General features: G+C 68.0%; 20 protein-coding genes. 6 read left to right on the forward strand and 14 right to left on the reverse strand.

All coding sequences use genetic code 11. The annotated features are described in order from the left end of the window. The first annotated feature begins 34 nt into the window (after positions 1-34). The gene (locus AC6LJ5_RS06855; RefSeq protein ID WP_498140095.1) at positions 35-994 is read left to right on the forward strand and encodes an aldo/keto reductase; all 960 of its coding nucleotides are present in this window, start codon (positions 35-37) and stop codon (positions 992-994) included. Between the two features lie 12 nt (positions 995-1006). Here the strand turns inward: AC6LJ5_RS06855 and AC6LJ5_RS06860 are convergent, their stop codons facing one another. The 14 genes from AC6LJ5_RS06860 to AC6LJ5_RS06925 form a co-directional block, all read right to left on the reverse strand. Continuing rightward, on the reverse strand, positions 1007-3436 hold the full coding sequence (locus AC6LJ5_RS06860; RefSeq protein ID WP_498140096.1) for a TonB-dependent siderophore receptor: 2430 nt from the start codon (positions 3434-3436) through the stop codon (positions 1007-1009). Between the two features lie 84 nt (positions 3437-3520). Further along, positions 3521-4489, reverse strand: coding sequence for a FecR domain-containing protein (locus tag AC6LJ5_RS06865; RefSeq protein ID WP_498140097.1), 969 nt, complete (start codon positions 4487-4489; stop codon positions 3521-3523). Continuing rightward, entirely contained in the window at positions 4486-4986 is a 501-nt protein-coding gene (locus AC6LJ5_RS06870; RefSeq protein WP_498140098.1) for a sigma-70 family RNA polymerase sigma factor, read from the reverse strand. The genes AC6LJ5_RS06865 and AC6LJ5_RS06870 overlap by 4 nt, the downstream gene beginning before the upstream one ends. 83 nt (positions 4987-5069) lie before the next feature. Beyond that, entirely contained in the window at positions 5070-6041 is a 972-nt protein-coding gene (locus AC6LJ5_RS06875; protein ID WP_103273675.1) for a Bug family tripartite tricarboxylate transporter substrate binding protein, read from the reverse strand. Between the two features lie 181 nt (positions 6042-6222). Beyond that, positions 6223-7764, reverse strand: coding sequence for a malonate--CoA ligase (locus AC6LJ5_RS06880; protein WP_392409060.1), 1542 nt, complete (start codon positions 7762-7764; stop codon positions 6223-6225). A gap of 5 nt (positions 7765-7769) precedes the next feature. After that, on the reverse strand, positions 7770-8561 hold the full coding sequence (locus AC6LJ5_RS06885) for an enoyl-CoA hydratase/isomerase family protein (protein WP_498140099.1): 792 nt from the start codon (positions 8559-8561) through the stop codon (positions 7770-7772). 104 nt (positions 8562-8665) lie between these two features. Continuing rightward, on the reverse strand, positions 8666-9964 hold the full coding sequence (locus tag AC6LJ5_RS06890) for a malonyl-CoA decarboxylase domain-containing protein (protein ID WP_498140100.1): 1299 nt from the start codon (positions 9962-9964) through the stop codon (positions 8666-8668). After that, complete coding sequence (locus AC6LJ5_RS06895) at positions 9921-10670, reverse strand: GntR family transcriptional regulator (RefSeq protein ID WP_103273672.1); 750 nt, start codon at positions 10668-10670, stop codon at positions 9921-9923. The genes AC6LJ5_RS06890 and AC6LJ5_RS06895 overlap by 44 nt, the downstream gene beginning before the upstream one ends. 197 nt (positions 10671-10867) lie before the next feature. Next, the gene (locus AC6LJ5_RS06900; RefSeq protein WP_392409062.1) at positions 10868-11638 is read right to left on the reverse strand and encodes a class I SAM-dependent methyltransferase; all 771 of its coding nucleotides are present in this window, start codon (positions 11636-11638) and stop codon (positions 10868-10870) included. Positions 11639-11901: 263 nt separating this feature from the next. Further along, positions 11902-13083 carry a beta-ketothiolase BktB gene (bktB, locus tag AC6LJ5_RS06905; protein ID WP_103273670.1) on the reverse strand — a complete coding sequence of 394 codons (1182 nt, stop codon included), beginning with the start codon at positions 13081-13083 and terminating at the stop codon, positions 11902-11904. Positions 13084-13228: 145 nt separating this feature from the next. Then, positions 13229-13603, reverse strand: coding sequence for a tautomerase family protein (locus tag AC6LJ5_RS06910; RefSeq protein WP_103273669.1), 375 nt, complete (start codon positions 13601-13603; stop codon positions 13229-13231). A gap of 205 nt (positions 13604-13808) precedes the next feature. After that, positions 13809-15089 carry a quaternary amine ABC transporter ATP-binding protein gene (locus AC6LJ5_RS06915; protein ID WP_103273668.1) on the reverse strand — a complete coding sequence of 427 codons (1281 nt, stop codon included), beginning with the start codon at positions 15087-15089 and terminating at the stop codon, positions 13809-13811. Further along, a complete protein-coding gene (locus tag AC6LJ5_RS06920) occupies positions 15086-15943 on the reverse strand; it encodes an ABC transporter permease (protein ID WP_392409064.1) in 858 nt (285 codons plus the stop codon). The genes AC6LJ5_RS06915 and AC6LJ5_RS06920 overlap by 4 nt, the downstream gene beginning before the upstream one ends. Positions 15944-16226: 283 nt before the next feature. Continuing rightward, the gene (locus AC6LJ5_RS06925; RefSeq protein WP_498140101.1) at positions 16227-17228 is read right to left on the reverse strand and encodes an ABC transporter substrate-binding protein; all 1002 of its coding nucleotides are present in this window, start codon (positions 17226-17228) and stop codon (positions 16227-16229) included. 512 nt (positions 17229-17740) lie between these two features. On the opposite strand from AC6LJ5_RS06925, the gene AC6LJ5_RS06930 reads away from it, so the two are divergent. From AC6LJ5_RS06930 to rpmG, 5 genes are all read left to right on the forward strand, one after another. Next, positions 17741-18100, forward strand: coding sequence for a type II toxin-antitoxin system prevent-host-death family antitoxin (locus AC6LJ5_RS06930; RefSeq protein ID WP_103273665.1), 360 nt, complete (start codon positions 17741-17743; stop codon positions 18098-18100). A 71-nt stretch (positions 18101-18171) separates the two neighbouring features. Continuing rightward, positions 18172-18780, forward strand: a complete 609-nt coding sequence (locus AC6LJ5_RS06935) for an ATPase (RefSeq protein ID WP_233772398.1) — start codon at positions 18172-18174, stop codon at positions 18778-18780. A 154-nt stretch (positions 18781-18934) separates the two neighbouring features. Further along, on the forward strand, positions 18935-20131 hold the full coding sequence (locus AC6LJ5_RS06940; protein ID WP_498140102.1) for a Bcr/CflA family multidrug efflux MFS transporter: 1197 nt from the start codon (positions 18935-18937) through the stop codon (positions 20129-20131). A gap of 477 nt (positions 20132-20608) precedes the next feature. After that, positions 20609-20845 (forward strand): 50S ribosomal protein L28, encoded by a 237-nt coding sequence (gene rpmB / locus AC6LJ5_RS06945; RefSeq protein ID WP_006390601.1) that lies wholly within the window; start codon positions 20609-20611, stop codon positions 20843-20845. Between the two features lie 37 nt (positions 20846-20882). Then, positions 20883-21050 (forward strand): 50S ribosomal protein L33, encoded by a 168-nt coding sequence (gene rpmG, locus AC6LJ5_RS06950; RefSeq protein WP_003810296.1) that lies wholly within the window; start codon positions 20883-20885, stop codon positions 21048-21050. Positions 21051-21078: the final 28 nt, after the last annotated feature.

Raw genomic sequence — 21078 nt, forward strand, 5'->3', positions numbered from 1 at the left:
GGCCGCCCCCGGCGGCAACACAGAGGGCCTCATCATGATCAAGCGCGCGCTGGGCCGTTCCGGCCTGCAGATCCCTCCCCTGACCTTCGGCGGCAATGTCTTCGGCTGGACCGTCGACGAGGCCGGCGCCTGTTCCCTGCTGGACGCCATGGTCGACGCCGGACTGAACTTCATCGACACCGCCGACGTGTATTCGCGCTGGGCGCCGGGCAACCAGGGCGGCGAATCCGAAACCCTGATCGGCAAGTGGATCAAGCGCTCGGGCCGGCGCAGCCAGGTGCTGATCGCCACCAAGGTCGGCATGGAAATGGGGCCCGGCCGCAAGGGGCTGGCGCCCGCCTACATCCGCCAGTCGCTGGAAGCCTCGCTGTCACGGCTGCAGACGGACTACGTGGACCTGTACCAGTCGCACCAGGACGACCCCGACACGCCGCTGACCGACACGCTGGGCGCCTACGCCCGGCTGATGGAAGCGGGCAAGGTGCGCGCCATCGGCGCGTCCAACTACACGTCCGTGCGCCTGTCCGAGGCCCTGATCGCCAGCGAGCGCCACAACCTGCCGCGCTACGAAAGCGTGCAGCCTGAATACAACCTGTACAAGCGCGAGGGCTTCGAGTCCGGCCTGCAATCGCTGGTGCGGGCGCAGGACATGGGCGTAATCAACTATTTCGCGCTGGCCAGCGGCTTTCTCAGCGGCAAATACCGCAGCGCCGTCGACGCGGGCAAGAGCGTGCGCGGCCGCAAGATCGTCGACACCTATCTGAACGAGCGCGGCCTGCGCATCCTGAAGGCGCTGGACGAAGTGGCCGAGGACGCGAACTGCACGCCGGCCCAGGCCGCGCTGGCCTGGCAGATCGCGCAGCCCGGCATCACCTCGCCCATCGTCAGCGCCACCTCGCTGGAACAACTCGACGAACTGGTCAAGGCCGCCAGCCTGACGCTCAGCCGCGACCAGCTCGCCAAGCTCAGCCGGGCCAGCGACTGGCGCGTCTGAACGCCGGACACGCTAGAAGCGCTGGCTGAGCGTCAGCATCGCGGTCCTGCCTTCGCCGTAGAACACGGAGTTGTAGAAGCCCATGGACCGGTAGTACTTCTTGTCGGCCAGATTGCGGATATTCAACTGCAGCCGGGTCTTGTCGCTGAAGTCGTACTGCGCCATCAAGTCGAACAAGGCATAGGGCTTCTGCACGATGTCGCCCGCCTGCAGACCGTAATAGGTCTGCGCGCTGGTGCGACTCTGCCAGCGCACGCCGCCACCGACGGTCAGCTTGTTCCAGCTGCCGGGCAGGCGATAGGCCGTGCTGGCCTTGAGCAGTTGCTCCGGCTGCGTGGTCTGCACCTTCCTGCCCTCGTTGTCCTTGGACTGCCGGTAGGTATAGCCCAGGAACACGTTCCAGCCCGGAGTCACCTCGCCGGCCAGCTCGGCCTCGAAGCCGCGCGTGCGCGTGCCTTCCAGGATGTAGTACCAGCCGTCGTCATGCACCGGATCGAAGCCGCCGTACTCGGCCACATCCTTCTGGTCCGTCTGGAACACCGCGAGCGACGCGTTCAGCCGCCCATCCAGATAGGCGGCCTTGATGCCCGCCTCGTAGTTGTGGCCATAGGCCGGACCGGCCATGTCCCAGCTGCGGGTCTTGACCATCTGCGGCAGGAAGATGTTGGTGTAGCTGGCGTAAGCGGTGTAGGTATCGTCCAGGTCATACGTGGCGCCCAGATACGGCGTGACCTCGGAATAGGTATGCGTGTAGCCCGCCACGCCGCCGCTGGTCTCGCTGGACTGCCAGCGGGTCCAGCGCGCCCCGGCCAGCAGGTGCAGGCGATCGGCCAGCTGCAGGCGCAAGGTGCCGTAGATGCCCGTCTGCTCGTCACGGTGGGTCTGCGACAGCGCCAGGATGTCCCAGCGCGGCGCGGGCCAGTCGCCGGTCCAGTCCTTCACGTCCGGTATCGGGTAGCCGGCCTGGTCCGACGTGTCCCAGCTCTGGTTCCACGCCTTGATGATCGAATGCGAGAAACCCAGGTTGAACTGGTGCTTGCGGCCCAGCGCATCGAACGCGCCGTCCATCGATCCGCCATACACGTCCTGGTCGCTGCCGCCCTTGAACTTGCGCAGCAGCGGCGGCTTGGAGAACCCGTTCAACGTCACCGGCACGTCCGAGGTGAACAGCAGCGGCGCATCGAAGGTGTTCTCCAGCCGGGTGTACGACAGGCGCGCGTTCCAGCCATTGGAAAAACCGTGCTCGATCTGGGCGAAGTATTCATGGGAATCCGTGTCCCAGCGCGACCACTTCGCGCCCATGGCCTGGCCCTTGGGCCAGTCGATCGGCTTGCCCGAGGCGTCCAGCGCCGGCAGGCCGCCCCAGCTGATGCCGCGCGGACGCGAGCGCTGCACCGAACCGCCCGCGCTGATCGTCGTCGACTCGCCGATATCGGCCTCGACGATGCCATACAGCACGTCCCGCTTCTTGCTGTAGAGATCCATCGTGTCGCCACGGCGCTCTTTCGCGCCGACCAGGCGCCCCCGCACAGAGCCGGAGGCGTTGAACGGCGTCGACAGGTCGATCTCGCCCCGATACGTGTCATGGCTGCCGGCAGAGACCTTGGCCTCTCCGTGGAATTCACGCGTCGGACGCTTGCGGATGAAATTGACCGAACCGCCGGGATTGCCCGTGCCGCTCATCAGGCCAGTGGCGCCACGGATGATCTCCACGTGGTCATAGATGGCCGGATCCAGGTTGCCTTCGCCGAACTGGTACAGGCTGTTCAAGGGCTTGACCACGCCGTCGAACTGAAAGGTATCCATGGAAAAGCCGCGCGAGTAATAGGTCAGGCGCTCAGATTCGGCCTGCTGCACGTTCATGCCGGTGGCGTTCTCCATGACGTCGCGCACGCTGCCGATGGCGCGGTCGTCCATCTGCTGCCGGGTGATGACGCTGGTCGACTGCGGCGTATCGCGCTGCGACAGCACCAGGCCGTTGGCGGACCGCATCCAGTCGGCGGTATACAGGCCCGAGCCTTCGGTCGTCGCTCCCGCTCCCAGCACCACCACCGGCGCCAATTGCGCGGCCTCGGCGCCGGCGCGCCGCAGTTCGAAATCACCGTCCGCGCGGCGATGCGCCTGCAAGGAGGTGCCGGCCAGCAATGCGTCAAACCCCTCCTGCACGCCATGGCTGCCCTGCAGGCCGGGGCTCTGCAGGCCATCAGCCAGGGCGGGATCGAACGACAGCAGTACCTGGGCCTGCCGCGCGAAGCCGGCCAGCGCCGCGCCCAGCGGGCCAGCCGGCACATTGACCCGGACGCGCGGCGCGGCGGTCGCGGGCGTCTGTGCATGGGCCTGGCCGGCCGCCAGCGCGGCGCCGGCCAATGCCGCCATGACCAGCGCGACGCCGGTTTTCATGCGCAAGACGCGCGGACGGAAGGGAGCGGAAGGCAAGGACATATCGTTGGGTTCCAGGCGAAGAAAATCGAGGCTTCACCCGTATGCCAATCGAAAACGCAAAAGTGACAGTCCGGCCTGTGTTTTTCAGGCTCTGCCGCGCAGCACGACCCAATAGCGGGTATAGCGCAGCACCTGCACCGGCAAGGCGCGCTCGACAGCGGCCAGCGCGCGATCGGTGTCCGCCAGGGGGAAGGATCCCGAAATGCGCAGACCCGCCACGGCCGGATCGCAGGCCAGCCGGCCGCGCCGGTAGCGCCCCAGTTCCGCGATGAACGCGTCCAGACGCATGTTGTCGGCATATAGCGCCCCTTGAAGCCAGGCGTCTTCGTGCATCGCGGGTCCGGACGGCCGCGCCGCGCGCGCGTCGAACCAGGCGCCCTCGCCCGCCTCCAGCCGACACGCGCCCGCCGCGCCGGCGGCGGCGGGCTCGATCCGCACCGCGCCGTCATTCACCACCACCCGGACGCGGTCGTCGTGCAGGCGCACCGAGTAGCGGGTGCCCAACGCGAGCACGCGACCCATCGGCGTGTCCACGGCCAGGGGCCGGGCAGGCGTCATCGCGTCCCGGTGCGTGGCGATATGCAGCTCGCCCTGGCGCAGCACGATCAGGCGCAACGCGTCGCTGAAGCGCACGTCGGCCGCGCTGCCGGTATTGAGCGTGAGCAGGCTGCCGTCGTCCAGCGTGGCGACGCGCGTCTGGCCGATACCGGCGGACAGGTCCGAGGTCCAGGCACGCCACGGCAGGCCCGCCGCGGTCAGGCCGCCCGTGCCTGCCGCCAGCGAGAGGATTTTCAAGGCGCGGCGGCGGCCGCCGGAGGCAGGCCGTTCCAGCGCGGCCAGGCCGGCCCGCGCTTGCACCTGGCCGAACTGGCGGCCCAGCGCCTCCACCCTCTCCCAGGCCCGACGATGCCGCGCGTCGGCCGCGAGCCAATCGCGCCACGCGGCCTCGTCGGCCGCGCCGGCCTCCTCCGCGCCCAGCCGCACGAACCACTCGCTGGCCGCGCGTATCACCGACTCGGGCAAGGCGGGCTCCGCCATCGCGCGCGCGCTCACCAGGCCGCCAGGCAATGCTGCATGGCGCGGGCCAGGTACTGCCGCACGGAACTCACCGAGACCTGCATCCGATCGGCGATCTCGGCATGGCGCAGCCCTTCCAGCTGGGCCAGCAGGAACGCCTTGCGCACCTTGCCGGGCAGTCCGTCGAGCAGGCGATCGATTTCGACCAGGGCTTCCAGCGCCAGGGCGCGGCGTTCCGGCGATGGCGCCTGCCCGGCCTCGCAGGCACGCAGCGCGTCCAGATAGGCGCGTTCGATGTCACGGCGGCGAAACAGATTGACCATCAAACCATGCGCGATCGTCACCAGATAGGCGCGAGGCTCGCGGCAGGCATGGGCCTCGCCGGCGCGCAACAGCACTTTCAGAAAGGTGTCGTGGGCCAGGTCCGCGGCATCGAACGGGCAGCCCGTCTTCTTGCGCAGCCAATCGCGCAGCCAGGAGTGATGCTGGATATAGAGCCCTTCGACAGGCGCGGGGGAACCGCTTTGATTCATGGCCATTCGACGGACCGGACTCGAGATATATTAATGATAATAATTATCAATAATAATCCAATCCAGCCCGCCCTGGCGCGACTTCAGTCCAGCTGCACGCCGGAATCCCGCACCACCTTGGCCCAGCGCGCGACCTCGCTGTCGACGAACTGGCCGAAATCGGCGCCCGTCATGCCCGGAATGGCCGAGCCGTTGCTGGTCCAGATCTCCTTGATCTTGGGTGTGTTCAGGGCCTTGGTGATCTCCGCCGTCATGCGGTCCACGGCCTCCTTGGGCGTGCCGGCCGGCGCCCAGATCGCGTACCAGGTGGACACCACGTAGTTCGGCACGCCGGCCTCGGCGGCGGTCGGCACGTCCGGCAGCGACGGCGAACGCTCGGACGCGGCCACGGCCAGCGGCTTGATGGTGCCCGAACGGATATGGTTGGACGACGAGCCCAGTCCATCGAACGCCAGATCGACCTGCCCGCCGATCAACGCCGACAGCATCGGCCCCGCGCCCTGGTAGGGCACGTCCACCAGCTTGATGCCTGTCTGCATGGCGAACAGCTCGCCGGCCAGGTGGTGCGTGCTGCCCTTGCCCGCCGTGCCGAAGTTGATGTCGCCGGGGCGCTTCTTCGCGTAGTCGATGAATTCCTGCAGCGTCTTGACCGGCAGCTTGCTGGCGTTGATCACCACCACCTGCGGCGGCTGCGCCACCAGCGCGACCGGCACGAAGTCCTTCTGAATGTTGTAGTTCAGGCTCTTGTAGAGCGACGGCGCCAGCGCGTGATGGGCGCCGCCCATGAAGAAGGTGTAGCCGTCCGGCCGGGCCTTGGCCGCCACGCCGGCGCCCACGGTGCCGCCGGCGCCGCCCTTGTTGTCGATCACGACCGAATGACCGAGCTGTTGGGTCAGTTGCTGGGCCAGCGGCCGGGCGAAGGTGTCGGTGCCGCCGCCTGCCGGGAACGGCACGATCAGCGTCACGGGGCGTTCGGGCCATTGCGCGGCGGCCTGGCCGCCGGCCATCAGCGCGGCGGCGGCGAACAGGGCCGCCGCAGTCTTGCGGGTCTTCATATTGTCTCCTCTGGCATGCAGCGTGCGGACGGCGCGGAGGTTCCGCATCCCGTCTCGTTCTTCTTTCTAGTACTTGGGAATTATTGGAAAGCTGCGGGTGGGATGAGGGCTGGTGGGCGGATGAGGCTCCTTGGAAAAAAGGCGCCGGCCGGGCGGGCCGGCGCCATCACGGCGTTGCGGGTCAGAGCGCCTTGTAGGTTTCGCGCAGCACGTTCTTCTGCACCTTGCCCATGGCGTTGCGCGGCAGTTCGTCGACCACGTGCAGGCGCTTGGGCACCTTGAAGTTGGCGATGCGCGCCTTAAGTTCGGCCTGCATGGCGTCGGCGTCCAGCGCCGCGCCCGCCTTGGGCACGACCACCGCGACCACGGCCTCGCCGAAGTCCGCGTGCGGCACGCCGATGACGGCGGATTCGGCCACGCCGGGCATGTCGTCGATCAGCGTCTCGATCTCTTTCGGATAGACGTTGAAGCCGCCGGAGATGATCAGGTCCTTGCTGCGTCCGACGATGGACAGGTAATCGGCCGGCACGTCGCGCCCGGCCGATTCGCCGCCCCAGCGGCCCACGTCGCCGGTCTTGAACCAGCCGTCGGCGGTGAATTCCTCGCGCGTCTTTTCCGGCATGCGCCAGTAGCCCGAGAACACATTCGGACCGCGCACCTGCACGTTGCCGATCTCGCCCGGCGCCAGCGCCAGGCCGGCGTCGTCCACCACCCGCACCTGCACGCCCGGCAGCGCCCGTCCGACCGTGCCGGCCAGGCGCTCGCCGTCGCCCGGCGCGTAGGGGTTGGAGGTCAGCATGACCGTTTCGCTCATGCCGTAGCGCTCCAGGATCGCGTGGCCGCTGCGCTGCTTGAAATCGGCGAAGGTCTCGGCCAGCAGCGGCGCGGAGCCGGAGATGAAGAGGCGCATCTTGGCGCAGACCTTGCGGTCGAAGCGCGCATCGGCAAGCAGGCGCACGTAGTAGGTCGGCACGCCCATCATCACCGTGCTGCGCGGCAAATAGCGCAGCGCCTGCTCGATGTCGAGCTTGGGCAGCCAGATCATGCGCGCGCCGGCCAGCAACGCGCCATGCGAGGCCACGAACAGGCCGTGCACGTGGAAGATGGGCAGCATGTGCAGCAGCACGTCGTCGGCGCGCCAGCCCCAGTACTGGTGCAGCACGCGCGCGTTGGACGCGAGGTTGCCGTGCGACAGCATGGCGCCCTTGCTGCGGCCGGTGGTGCCGGACGTGTACAGGATGGCGGCCAGGTCGTCCTCCCGCCGCGCCACGGTCTCGAAACGCTGCGACAGGCCGCCGGCCGCGTCCAGCAGCGTGCCGCTGCGGTCGTCATCCAGCGTGTAGACATGGGCGCAGCCGGCCTTGTCGGCGGCGCGCTGGACCCACTCGCGGTTCTTGCTGGAACACACCACCACGGCGGGCTCGGCGTTTTCCAGGAAATATTCGATCTCGGCCTCGCGGTAGGCGGTGTTCAGCGGCAGGTAGACCAGGCCCGCGCGCAGCGTGGCCAGGTACAGCAGCAGCGCCTCGGGCGACTTCTCGGCCTGCACCGCCACGCGCGAACCCTCGGGCAGCCGGAGCGAGGCCAGCAGGTTGGCCATGCAGGCGGTGGCGCGGTCGATATCGTCCCAGGTGTATTGCAGGTCGGGCGTCTCCAGCGCGACCTTGCTGCGATCGGCGGGGAAGCCGCCTTGCAGGACTGCGTACAGATTGGCGTTGCTCACCTTGTCTAGTCTCCGGTAAAGGTGGGGTCCTCGCCGGCCAGGAAGGCGCGCACGCCTTCCTGGTGGTCGCGGCTCTCGGCGTAGGAAAAATAATCGCGGTATTCGTCTTCGCTCAGCGGGCCGCCTTCGGCCAGCCTGCGCGACAGGCGCTTGTTGATGCGGGCGGCCAGCGGCGCGCCCTGGGCGATACGCTCGGCGCTGCGGCGGGCCTCAGCCGCCACCTGGGCATCGTCGACCACGCGGGTCAGCAGACCCATGGCGCGCGCCTCGTCGGCGCCGAACACGCGGCCTTCCAGCAAAATGGCCAGCGCGGCCGCGCGGCCCGCCAGCGCGATCAGGCCGCGCATCTCGTCGGGCGCCATCGGAAAACCCAGGCGGTTGATCGGCACGCCGAAACGCGCGGACGCGCCGGCGATCCGCAGGTCGCACTGGCTGGCGATCTCCAGTCCGCCTCCCACGCACACGCCCTCGATCTGGGCCACGACCGGATGCGGGCAGGCGGCCACGGCCGCCAGCGCCGGCGCCAGCACCTCGCGGTGATAGCGCTGCACGCCGGCCATGTCGGCGCGCTCGGCGGGGAACTCGCGGATGTCGGCGCCGGCGGCGAAGTTGCCGCCCTCGCCGCGCACGATCACGCAGCGCAGCGCATTGTCGGCCGCCAGCTGGTCGAACACCGCGCGCAGCTCGCCCCACATGCCCACGGTGATGGCGTTGAGCCGCCCCGGATGGGACAGCGTGACCCAGGCCAGATGGCCGTCGATTTCCAGCCGCACGCGGCCGCCCTGCCCTGCGCTCATGTCCGTCCGCCCCTCATGTCCGCTCCGTCCTGGAGCTTGCCTCTTGTTCTTGCACGGTCGTGCTTGCCTAGTCGCCCCGGCGTCACCGCTGTCGCCGCGCCGCCTCAGCCCGCGCGGCTGACGCCCCGGCTGACCTGCGGCTTGCCCTCGCCCAGCCGCGCCAGGTTGTCATCCAGCTCGTCCAGCTCGTACAGGTAGTTCACCATCAGCCCGCAGGACTGCTTCAGGCCCTTGGCCGAGGTGTCCGCGGCCCAGTTCAGGCGCTCGATGCGAGCGCCATTGCCCAGGTGGAAACGCGCCACCGCGTCCAGCGGCGCGCCGTTCTTCATGGATTGCAGGTAGTGCGCCGCCAGTCGGAAGCCGGCGCGCCGCAGCGCCTCCGGCGCCTTGCCCGCGGCCGCGCGCGACAGGTGCGCGACCCAGCGCTGGCCGTCATGGCCGCCGTCGCGCTCGCGTCCCTTGCCGTCGCGCAAGATGCCCTGCACCGCCTTGGCTTCCAGCTTGCCCAGCCAGTCCGAGAAACCGGGGATCGGCGACAGCGTGGCGAAGGACTTGAGCTTGGGCAATTCCTGCAGCAGCTGCTCGACCACGCGCTTGAGCAGGAAATTGCCGAAGCTGATGCCTTTCAGGCCGGGCTGCGTGTTGGAGATGGAATAGAAGATCGCCCAGCGCGCCTTGTCCAGGTCCTGCGGCGGCGCGGAGCTGTCCAGCAGCGCCTGCACATTGCCGGCCATCTGCCCGGCGAAGGCCACTTCGACGAAGATCAGCGGCACGCCCGGCATCTGCGGATGGAAATAGGCATAGCAGCGGCGGTCGGGCGCGACGCGGTGGCGCAGGTCGTCCCACGAGGTGATCTCGTGGACGGCTTCGTAAAGAATCAGTTTCTCCAGCAGCGAGGCGGGCGAGTCCCAGGTCAGCGGACGCAACTCCAGCAGGCCCACGTCGAACCAGGCCGACAGCAGCCCTTCCAGTTCCTTGTCCAGCCCCTGCAGGCCCGCCACCTGCTTGCGCCAGCGCAGCATGTCAGCGCGCAGGTCCACCAGGAAGCGCAAGCCCTGCGACTGGGCGTTCAGGCGCTTGAAGAAGCGCACGCCCTCACCGCCGTCGCCGGCATAGGTGGCGCGCACCTGGGCCAGCGCCGACAGCATCAGGCGGCGTTCCTTGCCGGCCGCGGCGGTGTAAAGCTCGACCCAGCGCCGCGCCAGCTTGTTGGCCGCCACGTCGGTGAGCCGCGCCTCGAACAAGCGGCGGACTTCGGATTCGCTGGGCAACCGGCCGCGTTCCCACAGGCGGCCCAGGCGCGCGATCAGGCCATCGGCGGCGTCATTGGCGGCCTCTTCGTGCAATCCGGTATCGGACTCAGGCGTGCGCGCGACGCGCGCGAGCGATTCGGGTGCGGACATGGGCAGGTTCCTCCATGACGATGGGGCCGGACGGATCGGAGGCGCCGGCGGTCTCGGCCAGCGCCAGGGCGCGCAGCACTTCCAGCTGGCGCATCAAATGATTGCGGGCAAGCGCCTCGGCGCCCTGGGCATCGCGCGCCTTGAGCGCCGCGTAGATGGCCAGGTGCTCGGCGCAGGATTCCTCGATGCGCCCCGGCCAGGACAGGCTGCGATGGCGCGACAGGCTCAGCACCTTGCGCAGTTGTCCCACCATGTCCACCAGCCATTGATTGCCGGCCAGGGCCTGCACGGCTTCGTGGATCAGGTAGTTGGTGTGGTAGTACTCGTCGATGCGGCCGGCCTTGGCATGTCCGGCCAGATCGTCGTGCAAGGGCTGCAACGCGGCCAGTTCGGCATCGTCGGCCTTGCGCGCGGCCTCGAAGGCGCAGCGCCCTTCCAGCATGGCCATGAGCGGGAAGATGTCTTCCAGGTCTTGCGCCGACAGCTCGTTGACGAAGCAGCCCCGGCGCGGCTCCAGCCGCACCAGCCCTTCGGTGGCCAGCACCTTGAGGGCCTCGCGCAGCGGCGTGCGGGAAATGCCCATTTCGCCGGCCAGCCGAAGCTCGTCGATCCATTCGCCGTTGCGCAGGGCGCGCACGCGGATCATGTCGCGCAGGCGATCCGCGACTTCCAGGTACAAGGCTTGCCGGACGATGGGAGCGGTCATGGTCGGACGGCCTGGACTGCGCCGTAATTCATAATTATGAACACGGACATAGTAGACCCCGGCGCGGGGCCGGTAAAGCCCCGCCCGCCCCCGGGACAACCCTGAATGAGGGGAAAGGATGCGTTCCCGTGGACTGGCCCGGGCAGCGCCCCGCCCCGGCAGGATCGCTGCCGGCGCGATAGCGGCTCGGACGCGTCCTACAGGTGCAGAACCCCGTCCACGGCGTGCGCCGTCAACGCCCGCGCCCAGCGGCGCGCCGGCAGGCCGTAGCGCGCCTCGACGATGGCCGCGCGGCCCAGCAGCTCGGCCGGAGTGACGGCCAGGCGCGGCCCCGAGAAGGCCAGCACGATCTGGTTGCCCGCGTCGATCTCGGGCAGCAGTATCACGCGGTCGTCGAAGGCCTTGGACAGGTTGTCGATGTTCTTGCCGAAACTCTCGTGGCGGCCGAACAGGTTGACCGCCAGCACGCCGACCTCGCCCAGCACACGCCGGCAGTCGCGGTAAAACTTGACGCTGTCACGCACCGGCCCCTGGGCCTGGGCGTCGTACAGGTCCACCATCAGCACCGGGCAGCGCCCGGCGTTCAGCGGATCGGCCACCCAGGCACCGGCGTCGGCATGCTCGACCTGCAGCCGGTTCTGGCCGGGCAGGCGGAAGAACATGTGGCCGGCGGCGGTGACGGCCGGGTTCCATTCCACCGCCAGCAGCGGGCTGCGCGTGTGCTTGGCGCAGAAGCGCGCCAGCGAGCCGGCGCCCAGGCCCAGCATGCCGATGGCCTCTTCCTTGGGCGGTTCCAGGAACAGCAGCCAGGCCATCATCTGGCCGGTGTATTCCAGCACCAGCTCGGCCGGGTTCTTGACGCGCATGGCGCCCTGCACCCATTCGGTATTGAAATGGAGGTAGCGCACGCCATCCGATTCGGAAAGCGTGGGCTGGTCGAATTCTGAGGGAGAAGAAGATCTGCGCATGGCCGCGATTGTAGAGGGTGGAGCCCCCCCCGAAGCGCTGCGCGCCTCCCCCAGGGGCATGCCTACGGACCGGAGAGATGGCCCACCCCCGAGGCGCTTGCGCGCCTCCCCCTCAAGGGGGCACGCCTGCGGACCGGCGGAGCCGGATCCGCGGCGTCCCGATGAGGGGCACCCGTTTTCATAGGGGCCCTCCGCTTGTCGGACGCGTTCCTTTCCCGCCTGGTGGGCCGCGTCCGTTCAACGGTTGGTGCGCCGTGGGGGGCTCAGATGCGTTCGAAGATCGCGGCGATGCCCTGGCCGCCGCCGATGCACATGGTCACCAGCGCGTAGCGGCCGCCCACGCGTTGCAGTTCGTGCAGCGCCTTGACGGTGATGATGGCGCCGGTGGCGCCGATGGGGTGGCCCAGGCCGATGCCGCTGCCGTTGGGGTTGACCTTGGCCGGGTCCAGCTTCAGCTCGCGCGACACGGCGCAGGCCTGGGCCGCGAAGGCCTCGTTGGCCTCGATCACGTCAAGCTGGTCCACCGTCAGGCCGGCGCGCTTGAGCGCGGCCTGCGTGGCCGGCACGGGGCCGATGCCCATGATGTTGGGATCGACGCCGGCATGGGCGTAGGCCACCAGCCGGGCCAGCGGCTTGACGCCGCGCTTGGCGGCGACCGAGGCGTTCATCAGGATGACCGCGCCGGCACCGTCATTCAGGCCCGAGGCGTTGCCGGCCGTGACGGTGCCGTTTTCCTTCTGGAACACCGGCTTCAGACCGGCCAGGCTGTCGGCCGTGACGTCGCGGCGCACGTGCTCGTCGGTGTCGAAGACGATGTCGCCCTTGCGCGACTTCAGCGTCACCGGCACGATCTGGTCGCGGAAATGGCCGGCCTCGATCGCGGCGGCCGCGCGGCGGTGCGATTCGGCGGCCAGTGCATCCTGGTCCTGGCGGCTGATGCCGAACTTGGCCGCCACGTTCTCGGCGGTGACGCCCATGTGCATGCGGCCGAAGGGATCGGACAGCGCGCCGGTCATCATGTCCAGCATGACGCTGTCGCCCATGCGCGCGCCCCAGCGCTGCGCCGGCGCGATGTACGGCGCGCGGCTCATGCTCTCGGCGCCGGCGCCCACCGCGATCTCGGCGTCGCCCAGCATGATGGTCTGCGCCGCCGAGACGATGGCCTGCAGGCCCGAGCCGCACAGGCGGTTGACGTTGAAGGCCGGGGTTTCCTTGGCGATGCCGGCGTTGATGGCGGCCACGCGCGACAGATACATGTCGCGCGGCTCGGTATTGATGACGTGGCCCACGGCCACATGGCCGACTTCGTCGCCCTTGACCGCCGCGCGCTCCAGCGCGGCCTTGATGACGGTGGCGCCCAGGTCGCATGGCGGCACGTCCTTGAGCGCGCCGCCGAAATCGCCGATGGCGGTGCGGACGGCGGACGCGACGATGACTTCATTCATGGTGATTCCTCCTGGTTGTTCCGGCCATCATACCCGCGCGGCCGGCTCGCTTGCCGACGCGCCGGCGGCCGATATCCGTTCCAGATCAAGGGACGGAAAGAATGCCGGCCGGCCCGCGCCAGGCGGGCCGGGACAGTCCCACACGCTAGCGGCCGGCCGCCTTGGCGGAAAGGCCGTTGGCCACGCCCATGTCGGTCTTGGGCACGTCGCGGATCAGCACCCGCACGTCTTCGCCGGAAATGCCGATGGCGCCGCACACCGCCTGGTTCAGCGCCGCGATCAGCGCCGCCTTCTTGGCCTCGTCGCGGCCCTCGATCAGCGCCACGTCCACCTGCGCCATGCGCTTGCCGATCTCGCCGGCCACGATCACGTGCCCGGCGGGCACCTCATGCAGCACGATACGCACGCTGGACAGCGGCGCGGCGATGCTCTGGACGACGGCCTCGGAGGCCGCGCGCAGCAGCCCGGATTTTTCGGCGGCCGCGTGGCCTTGCAGGATCTGAATGTTCAGGATGGGCATGACGGAGTTCCACAGCGGACGGGATGAATGAGAAGGTGGTCGCCGCGCGTCGCTGGGTTGCGCGGCGACAGCCATCATAGCCATGGCGCGCCCGCATGCGAAAGGCCCTGGCCCATCATGGATGGAGCCAGGGCCTTGCCCGGACTGACCGTCGCGCCGGCTCGCGCAGCGTGGAAGGCTGGCCGGATGGCGCGCCGGAGGGGCGTCAGGCAGCCTCGTCGCGCCGCTCCGGGCCGGCCTGGACCTCTGCGCCGCCCTCCGGCTGCGGCAGGTCCGGCGCGGCCTCGGCGCCTTCCGCCGGCGCCGTCTCGGACAGGGCCGGCGTCACCAGCTCCACCACCTTCTTGCGCGACAGCATGCCGATGAACTCGTCGTCCTCGCCGGTCACGGCCACCGGCTGATCGCTGTGCACCAGCTGCGCCAGCACCTCGCCCAGGCCCGCGGTCGCGGGCACCGACGCCAGTTCCTCGACGTAGCGCGACACGTCGCGCGCGCCCTCCTGGCCCGCGCGCAACGCCGCCTCGGCGGTCAGCACGCCGGCCAGGCGCTTGCCGTCCAGCACCGGCGCGTATTCATAGTTCATGGCGCGCATCCGTTCCAGCGCGTGCGCCGGACGCGAACGCATGGTCAAGGTCAGCCGGGCCGGGTTGACCGCGTGCGTGGCGTTGAGCACCTTGGTGCGGTTCACGTCCTGCAGGAAGGACTGCACATAGTCGTTGGCCGGGTTCAGCAGGATGTCTTCCGGCGTGCCCTCCTGCACCAGCTCGCCGTCCTTGAGGATGGCGATGCGATTGCCCAGGCGCAACGCCTCGTCCAGGTCATGCGTGATGAACACGATGGTCTTGTTCAGCTTGGCCTGCAATTGCAGCAGCTGGTCCTGCATCTCGCGGCGGATCAGCGGATCCAGCGCGGAAAAGGCCTCGTCCATCAGCAGGATCTCGGCGTCGGTGGCCAGCGCGCGCGCCAGGCCCACGCGCTGCTGCATGCCGCCGGACAGCTGGTGCGGATACTGCTGTTCGAAACCCGACAGGCCAACCTGTTCCAGCCAGTCGCGCGCCCGGCGCTCGCGCTCGGCGCGGCCCACGCCCTGCACCGCCAGGCCATAGGCGGCGTTCTCCAGCACCGTGCGGTGCGGGAACAGGCCGAAGCGCTGGAACACCATGCTCATCTTCTTCTGACGAAAGGTCTCCAGGTCGCGCTTGTTCAGGCTGACCACGTCCACGCCGTCGACCAGGATCTGGCCGGCGCTGGGCTCGATCAGGCGGTTGAAGTGGCGGATCAGCGTGGATTTACCCGAGCCGGACAGGCCCATGATGACGTAGATGCTGCCTTCGTCGATGGACAGGCTGATGTCGCGCAGGCCCAGCGTGTGGCCGCTCTTGGCCAGCAGCTCCTCCTTGCTCATGCCGCCCTGGGCGGCCTGCAGCCATTTAGCGGGATGCGGCCCGAATACCTTGTAGATGCTCTTGACTTCGATCTTGCTCATCGCTGGCCTCCCTTGCGCATGCGCTGTCCATAGGATTGGGTGATGCGGTCGAACAGCACGGCCAGCACCACGATGCCCAGACCGGCCAGCAGGCCACGGCCGACTTCCAGGCGGTTGATGCCGAGCAGCACCTCATAGCCCAGCCCGCGCGCGCCGATCATCGACGCGATGACCACCATCGACAGGGCCATCATCGTGGTCTGGTTGATGCCGGCCATGATGTTGGGCAGGGCCAGCGGCAATTGCACGCCGAAGAGCTGCTGGCGCGGATTGGCGCCGAAGGCGCGCGAGGCTTCCAGCACCTCGCGGTCGACCAGGCGGATGCCCAGGTCGGTCAGGCGGATCAGCGGCGGCACGGCGTAGATGACGGTGGCGATGATGGCGGGGATCTTGCCCAGGCCGAACAGCATCACCACGGGAATCAGGTAGACGAAGCTGGGCATGGTCTGCATCACGTCCAGCACCGGCAGCATGACCGAGCGCAGCCAGTTCACGCGCGCCATCAGCACGCCCAGTGGAATGCCGATCAGCACCGACAGGCCGGCGGCCATGATCATCAGCGCCAGCGTCTGCATGCCGGCGTCCCACATGCCCAGCACGCCGATCACGCACAGCAGCGCGCCCATGGCCAGGCTCAGCCCGATGCGGCGGCTGACCAGCCAGGCAAGGACCACCGTCGCCGCCACCACCGCCCACCAGGGCGAATTGCGCAGCAGCTGCTCCAGCCACACCAGCGCGTGCAGCACGGGTTGCGCCAGGCTTTCCAGCGTATCGGCGTAATTGGTCACCAGGTGATCGACAAAACCGTCGATCGCCGCCCGCACCTGTCGGGCGGGAATGATTTCAGGAAACATGTTCTAGGCTCCGTTTCGGCGCTTGCGCCTCGGGCGCGGCCTGGCGGACCAGACCGCGCCGCAGGCGGCGATGCGCGTACAGCTTGGCGCGGGACAGGCCCGCGCCCTGCCCGCGTTGCGGGCCGGGATCTGCCGGCGGGGCCTTTTCCCCTTGGGGACGTCCCAAGGGGAAAAAGTCCGACCGGGCTGGCCGTCCGGCCGGGGCAGCGCCCGGGAACGGCATTGAGGGGACAACACAAAGCGCGGCGGCGCCGCCATGGACGCCGCCGCGATCGCGGGATGGCTAGAGCGCGCTCTGCACGCGTCCGGCGACGTCGGCGGGGACCCACTTGGCCCAGACGTCGCGATGGTTCTTCAGGAACCACTTGGCCACGGCGGCGGATTCGTCGCCGGATTCTTCCATGTGGGCCAGGGTTTCATTCATGACCGGCAGCGGCACCGACACCTTGGACAGGAACTCGGTCAGCGTGGGCGCCTGCTCCGCGAACTTGGCGTTCACGGCGGTGAAGACGGGATTGTCGGGATAGGCGCTGGGCTCGGGCTTGGCGCACTTGGGCGACGTCAGGCACTTGTGCTTTTCCGCGTCGTAAGGCGGCATGTCGAGCTTGACCAGGTCCATCGCGCCGACCAGCGGCGTGGGCGACCAGTAGTAGAAGACCACGTTCTGCTTGCGCTTGTAGGCCGACATCAGGGCCGCCTTCTGCGCCGCGCCCGTGCCGGGCGAGTACAGGGTGTAGGAATCATCCAGCTTGAGCGCGTGGAACAGGTTGGTGCTGGTCACTTCGCAGCCCCAGCCCGCCGGGCAGCCGTAGAAGCGGCCCTTGCCGGGCTCTTCGGGATCCTTGAACTGGTCCTTGAACTTGGGCAGGTCGGCCGCTGACTTCAGCTCGGGCAGGCGCTCGGCCGTGTAACGCGGGATATACCAGGCTTCGCCGCCCATGTAGAGCTCGCCCACGCGCTTGACCTTGCCGGTCTTTTCGGCGCGCTCCCAGGGATCGGCCACGCTGTTCAGCCAGATCTCGGTGTTGATGTCGAGGTCGCCGCGCTCCAGCGCGGCCAGGGCGGGCAGGGTTTCGGTGGGCTGGGTCTCGGTCTTGCAACCGTAGCCCTTTTCCATGATGAATCGTTCGACATCGACCAGGACCAGATTGGATTCCCAGTTCATGGCGCCGAAATTGACAGGACGCTTGAGTTCGCACTGCGGCGCATCGGCGGCTTGGGCCGTGCCGGCGAAGGCGCACAAGACGGCCACGGCGGCCAGGGTCTTGACGGGGGTGAAACGCATTGGCTTTTGCCTCCATAGGTTCAGGGACACGCGCCGGGCTTGCGGCCTGACGATGCCGTGTAGCTAAGGGGGTTGTGCGGAAGACGGGCAGAACCGCCAATACAAACCGACACTAGCGGCAAGACTGGTCCGCAGGGGCGCGGCGTCTTGCAAGACAGGGGGCTCGAACAAGGACTCGAGAACCCGCAGAAAGAGAACAAACTGAATGAAGAAGCCAGCATCTTAAACGAAATAGACGCTTGACCCAAGCCTGATTCGGAAAAATGCCGAAACATTTCCGAGAAAAATACTCCGGGATAACCCGGAATTCTCAGAAGAAAATTGCCGCGTTGCCCAGGGAAATCGGTGTTCCATTTTTTAGAAATATTTAGTTAATATTTTTCTTGCATGCGTACAAAACTGCCCCCGATCCGGCCGCTGCGCCGCGTCTTCGGATCGTATTTTCCGCAGGCCAAATTGGGAATTTTGGGTAAAATAGCCCCAGATATTCCCGTGCAATCAAGGAGCACACCATGTCCGCCCCCGCCCGGCTCGCCGCCCCCCTGGACCAACTGCCCGTGGCGCCCGCCTCGTCCGTCAAGAAGGACGGCTGGCGCGGCATGATGCGCGCCCTCTCGGCCGAAGGCAGGCTGCTGATCACCAACCACAACCAGCCCGAGGCTGTGATCCTGTCCACCGCCGAATACGCCCGCCTGCTGGAGGCCGCCCGGGCCGCCAACCAGGCCATGCCCGACCCGCTGGCCGAATTGCGCCGCCGCTTCGACGAACGGCTGGCGGCGCTGGACGATGAACAGGCCGGCGACCGCCTGCGCGACCTGATGCGCTCGCCCGGCCGGCTGGACGGCAAGGTCAAGGCGGGATCCACCTACTGATGGCGGGGCCCGGCGACGTCCAGGCTGAAGCAGCCCGAGCTGACGCGGCGCGGCCTGACGCGGCCCGCCCCGTGCTCTTCGTCCTGGCGGGCGTGAACGGCGCGGGCAAGAGCTCCATCGGCGGCCATCTGCTCACCCAGGCGGGCCTGGCCTGGTTCAATCCCGACACCTGCGCGCGCGAGCTGGTCCGGGAACACGGCTATGGACAGGAAGACGCGAACATCGCGGCCTGGAACGAAGGCGTGCGGCGCCTGGACCTGGCCGTGCGGACGCGCAAGACCTACGCCTTCGAAACCACTCTGGGCGGCGACACCATCACGCAGAAGCTGATGGCCGCGTCGGCTTCGCATGACGTGCTGGTCTGGTTCTGCGGCCTGCGCGATGCCGCGCAGCATATCCAGCGGGTGCGCCTGCGCGTGGCGCGCGGCGGACACGACATCCCCGAGGACCGCATCCGCCAGCGCTGCCGCACCTCGCTGCTCAACCTCATCATCCTGATGCCGCGCCTGGCGCAGCTGCGCGCCTACGACAACAGCGTCGACGTGGCCGTGGGCACGGCGGTGCCGGAGCCGCGCCTGGTGCTGGGAATGGACCAGGGCCGGCTGACGTTCCCGATCACGCCCGACGACATCCGCGCCACGCCCGACTGGGCCAAGGCGCTGGTCGCGGCCGCCGGATAAGTCCCCCCTGACGCTGCGCGACCCGATGAATCGGAAAACGCGCACCAACTTCCTGTAAGGCCACGCGTGATACATTTGCCCGCTTGGCGCCAGACACGCAACGGTCGGCAACCGCGCCCTCATGTCCCGCGACCGTTGCTCTCCGTATACCTTCATGTCCCCTACGCACACCTCCCGCGGCCTGCCCGGCTGGCTCATCCTCATGGGCGCGCTGACGGCGATCGGCCCCTTCGCCATCGACATGTACCTGCCGGCGTTCCCGACGATCGCGGCCAATCTGGGCGTGCCGCGCGGCGACGTGGAGCGCACGCTGGCCGCCTACCTGATCGGACTGGCGCTGGCGCAGGTGTTCTACGGCCCGATGGCCGACCGCTACGGCCGCAAGCCGCCGCTGCTGGTGGGCCTGGCGCTGTTCATGCTGGGTTCGCTGGGTTGCGCGCTGGCCGGCTCGGCGCAGGCCCTGACCGGCTGGCGCGTGCTGCAGGCCATGGGCGGGGCGGCCGGCATCGTGATCCCGCGCGCCGTCATTCGCGACCACTACGAAACCCAGGAAGCGGCGCGCGCCATGTCGCTGCTGATGCTGATCATGGGACTGGCGCCGATCCTTGCTCCGCTGGCCGGCGGGCAGTTGCTGACGATCGCCAGCTGGCGCAGCCTGTTCTGGGTGATGGTGGCCGGCGGCGCCATGCTGATGACCGCCGTGATCCTGATCATGAAGGAATCGCTGGCGCCCGAGCGCGTAGTGCCGCTGCGCTGGCAGACCATCCTGCACAATTACCGCGCCCTGTTCGCCCATCGCGGCTTCATGGCGCACAGCCTGGCCGGCGGCTTTGGCCAGGCCGGCATGTTCGCGTACATCATCGGTTCGCCGCGCGTGTTCATCGAACTCTACGGCGTGCCGCCGCAGTATTTCGGCCTGCTGTTCGGCGCCAACGCGCTGTCGCTGATCGTGTGCTCGCAGATCAGCGCGCGCCTGCTGCGTACCCATCCGCCGCGCCTGTTGCAGCGCCGCGCGCTGACCGCGCTGGCCTGCGCCAGCCTGGCCGCCGTGGCGCTGACCGTGGCCGGCTGGATGAGCCTGCCGCTGCTGATGCTCTGCCTGATCGGCTACATGGGCAGCCAGGGCTTCGTGAATCCCAACTCGGCGGCGCTGGCGCTGGCCGAGCAAGGAAAGCGCCTGGGCGCCGCCTCGGCCTTGCTGGGGACGGTTCAACTGTCCTGCGGCGCGCTGGCCGGATTCGCCGTCAGCGCCTGGCAGACCGGCAGCGCCCTGCCCCTGACGACCACGCTGGCGACCTGCGCCTGCCTGTCCTGGATCTCGGGCCGCGTGGCGCAATCGCACACTCGATAGCGCTTTCGCTTGATTTACTTGGCTTTTTCGTATTAGAATCGCAGTCTTCACATGAAGTTTCCCGTGCAGGACTACTATGCTTTGTAGTTCGGCACTCTGACCCCCCAACCGCGCATAGCGGGTTTTTCTTGGCTCAGAGTCCTTTGAAAAGGCCTTTGGCTCATGAAAACTCCGGCGGATCCGGCAGGTCTGGCGAAATCCCTGGCACCAGCGTCCCTGGCGCCAGCCTGGACGAGCCGGCATGCAGAATCGGCCAGCGGGCGGCAGGCAGCGGGTATAAGCACTGGGCGGATACGCTTGGGCGCCGTTGAAAAGCGGCACTGAACGCGTAGCCCCCTCATCCACTAAGACTGGGTGGCCGGCATGAACGGCGCAAGGCTGGAACATCCAGCAGATGCGCAGGTTCCACAGCCCGGCGGCTGACACCCTGTCCACCTCCCGGCGATGCGCGCAAGAACGACACAAAGAGGTGCATCCATGGCACGCGTATGCCAAGTGACCGGCAAAGGCCCGATGGTGGGCAACAATGTTTCGCACGCGAACAACAAGACCAAGCGTCGCTTCCTGCCCAACCTGCAATCGCGCCGGTTCTGGGTTGAAAGCGAAAACCGCTGGGTCCGCCTGCGTGTTTCGGCCAAGGCCATCCGCACGATCGACAAGAACGGCATCGACGCCGTGCTGGCCGACATGCGTGCCCGCGGCGAACTGGCCTAATCGGCCTCCCGCCAATCTGACATACTAGGAGCACGACATGGCCAAAGGTATCCGCGAAAAGATCAAGCTCGAGTCGACCGCCGGCACGGGTCATTTCTACACGACCACCAAGAACAAGCGCAACATGCCCGAGAAGATGCTGATCAAGAAGTTTGATCCCGTCGCTCGCAAGCACGTTGACTACAAGGAAACCAAGCTGAAGTAATTCAGCCGGATTTCCCGAAAATAGCCCC

This window comes from Achromobacter sp. 1011791174, assembly GCF_059760925.1.

Excerpts from the sequence above, each read along its gene's own strand:
- AC6LJ5_RS06860 (WP_498140096.1), bottom strand. The coding sequence starts at position 3,436 with ATGTCCTTGCCTTCCGCTCCCTTCCGTCCGCGCGTCTTGCGCATGAAA.
- AC6LJ5_RS06900 (WP_392409062.1), bottom strand. The coding sequence starts at position 11,638 with ATGCGCAGATCTTCTTCTCCCTCAGAATTCGACCAGCCCACGCTTTCC.
- AC6LJ5_RS06925 (WP_498140101.1), bottom strand. The coding sequence starts at position 17,228 with ATGCGTTTCACCCCCGTCAAGACCCTGGCCGCCGTGGCCGTCTTGTGC.
- AC6LJ5_RS06855 (WP_498140095.1), top strand. The coding sequence starts at position 35 with ATGATCAAGCGCGCGCTGGGCCGTTCCGGCCTGCAGATCCCTCCCCTG.
- AC6LJ5_RS06875 (WP_103273675.1), bottom strand. The coding sequence starts at position 6,041 with ATGAAGACCCGCAAGACTGCGGCGGCCCTGTTCGCCGCCGCCGCGCTG.
- bktB (WP_103273670.1), bottom strand. The coding sequence starts at position 13,083 with ATGAATGAAGTCATCGTCGCGTCCGCCGTCCGCACCGCCATCGGCGAT.
- AC6LJ5_RS06940 (WP_498140102.1), top strand. The coding sequence starts at position 18,935 with ATGTCCCCTACGCACACCTCCCGCGGCCTGCCCGGCTGGCTCATCCTC.
- AC6LJ5_RS06915 (WP_103273668.1), bottom strand. The coding sequence starts at position 15,089 with ATGAGCAAGATCGAAGTCAAGAGCATCTACAAGGTATTCGGGCCGCAT.
- AC6LJ5_RS06885 (WP_498140099.1), bottom strand. The coding sequence starts at position 8,561 with ATGAGCGCAGGGCAGGGCGGCCGCGTGCGGCTGGAAATCGACGGCCAT.
- rpmG (WP_003810296.1), top strand. The coding sequence starts at position 20,883 with ATGGCCAAAGGTATCCGCGAAAAGATCAAGCTCGAGTCGACCGCCGGC.
- AC6LJ5_RS06890 (WP_498140100.1), bottom strand. The coding sequence starts at position 9,964 with ATGTCCGCACCCGAATCGCTCGCGCGCGTCGCGCGCACGCCTGAGTCC.
- AC6LJ5_RS06920 (WP_392409064.1), bottom strand. The coding sequence starts at position 15,943 with ATGTTTCCTGAAATCATTCCCGCCCGACAGGTGCGGGCGGCGATCGAC.
- AC6LJ5_RS06895 (WP_103273672.1), bottom strand. The coding sequence starts at position 10,670 with ATGACCGCTCCCATCGTCCGGCAAGCCTTGTACCTGGAAGTCGCGGAT.
- AC6LJ5_RS06870 (WP_498140098.1), bottom strand. The coding sequence starts at position 4,986 with ATGAATCAAAGCGGTTCCCCCGCGCCTGTCGAAGGGCTCTATATCCAG.
- AC6LJ5_RS06910 (WP_103273669.1), bottom strand. The coding sequence starts at position 13,603 with ATGCCCATCCTGAACATTCAGATCCTGCAAGGCCACGCGGCCGCCGAA.
- rpmB (WP_006390601.1), top strand. The coding sequence starts at position 20,609 with ATGGCACGCGTATGCCAAGTGACCGGCAAAGGCCCGATGGTGGGCAAC.
- AC6LJ5_RS06930 (WP_103273665.1), top strand. The coding sequence starts at position 17,741 with ATGTCCGCCCCCGCCCGGCTCGCCGCCCCCCTGGACCAACTGCCCGTG.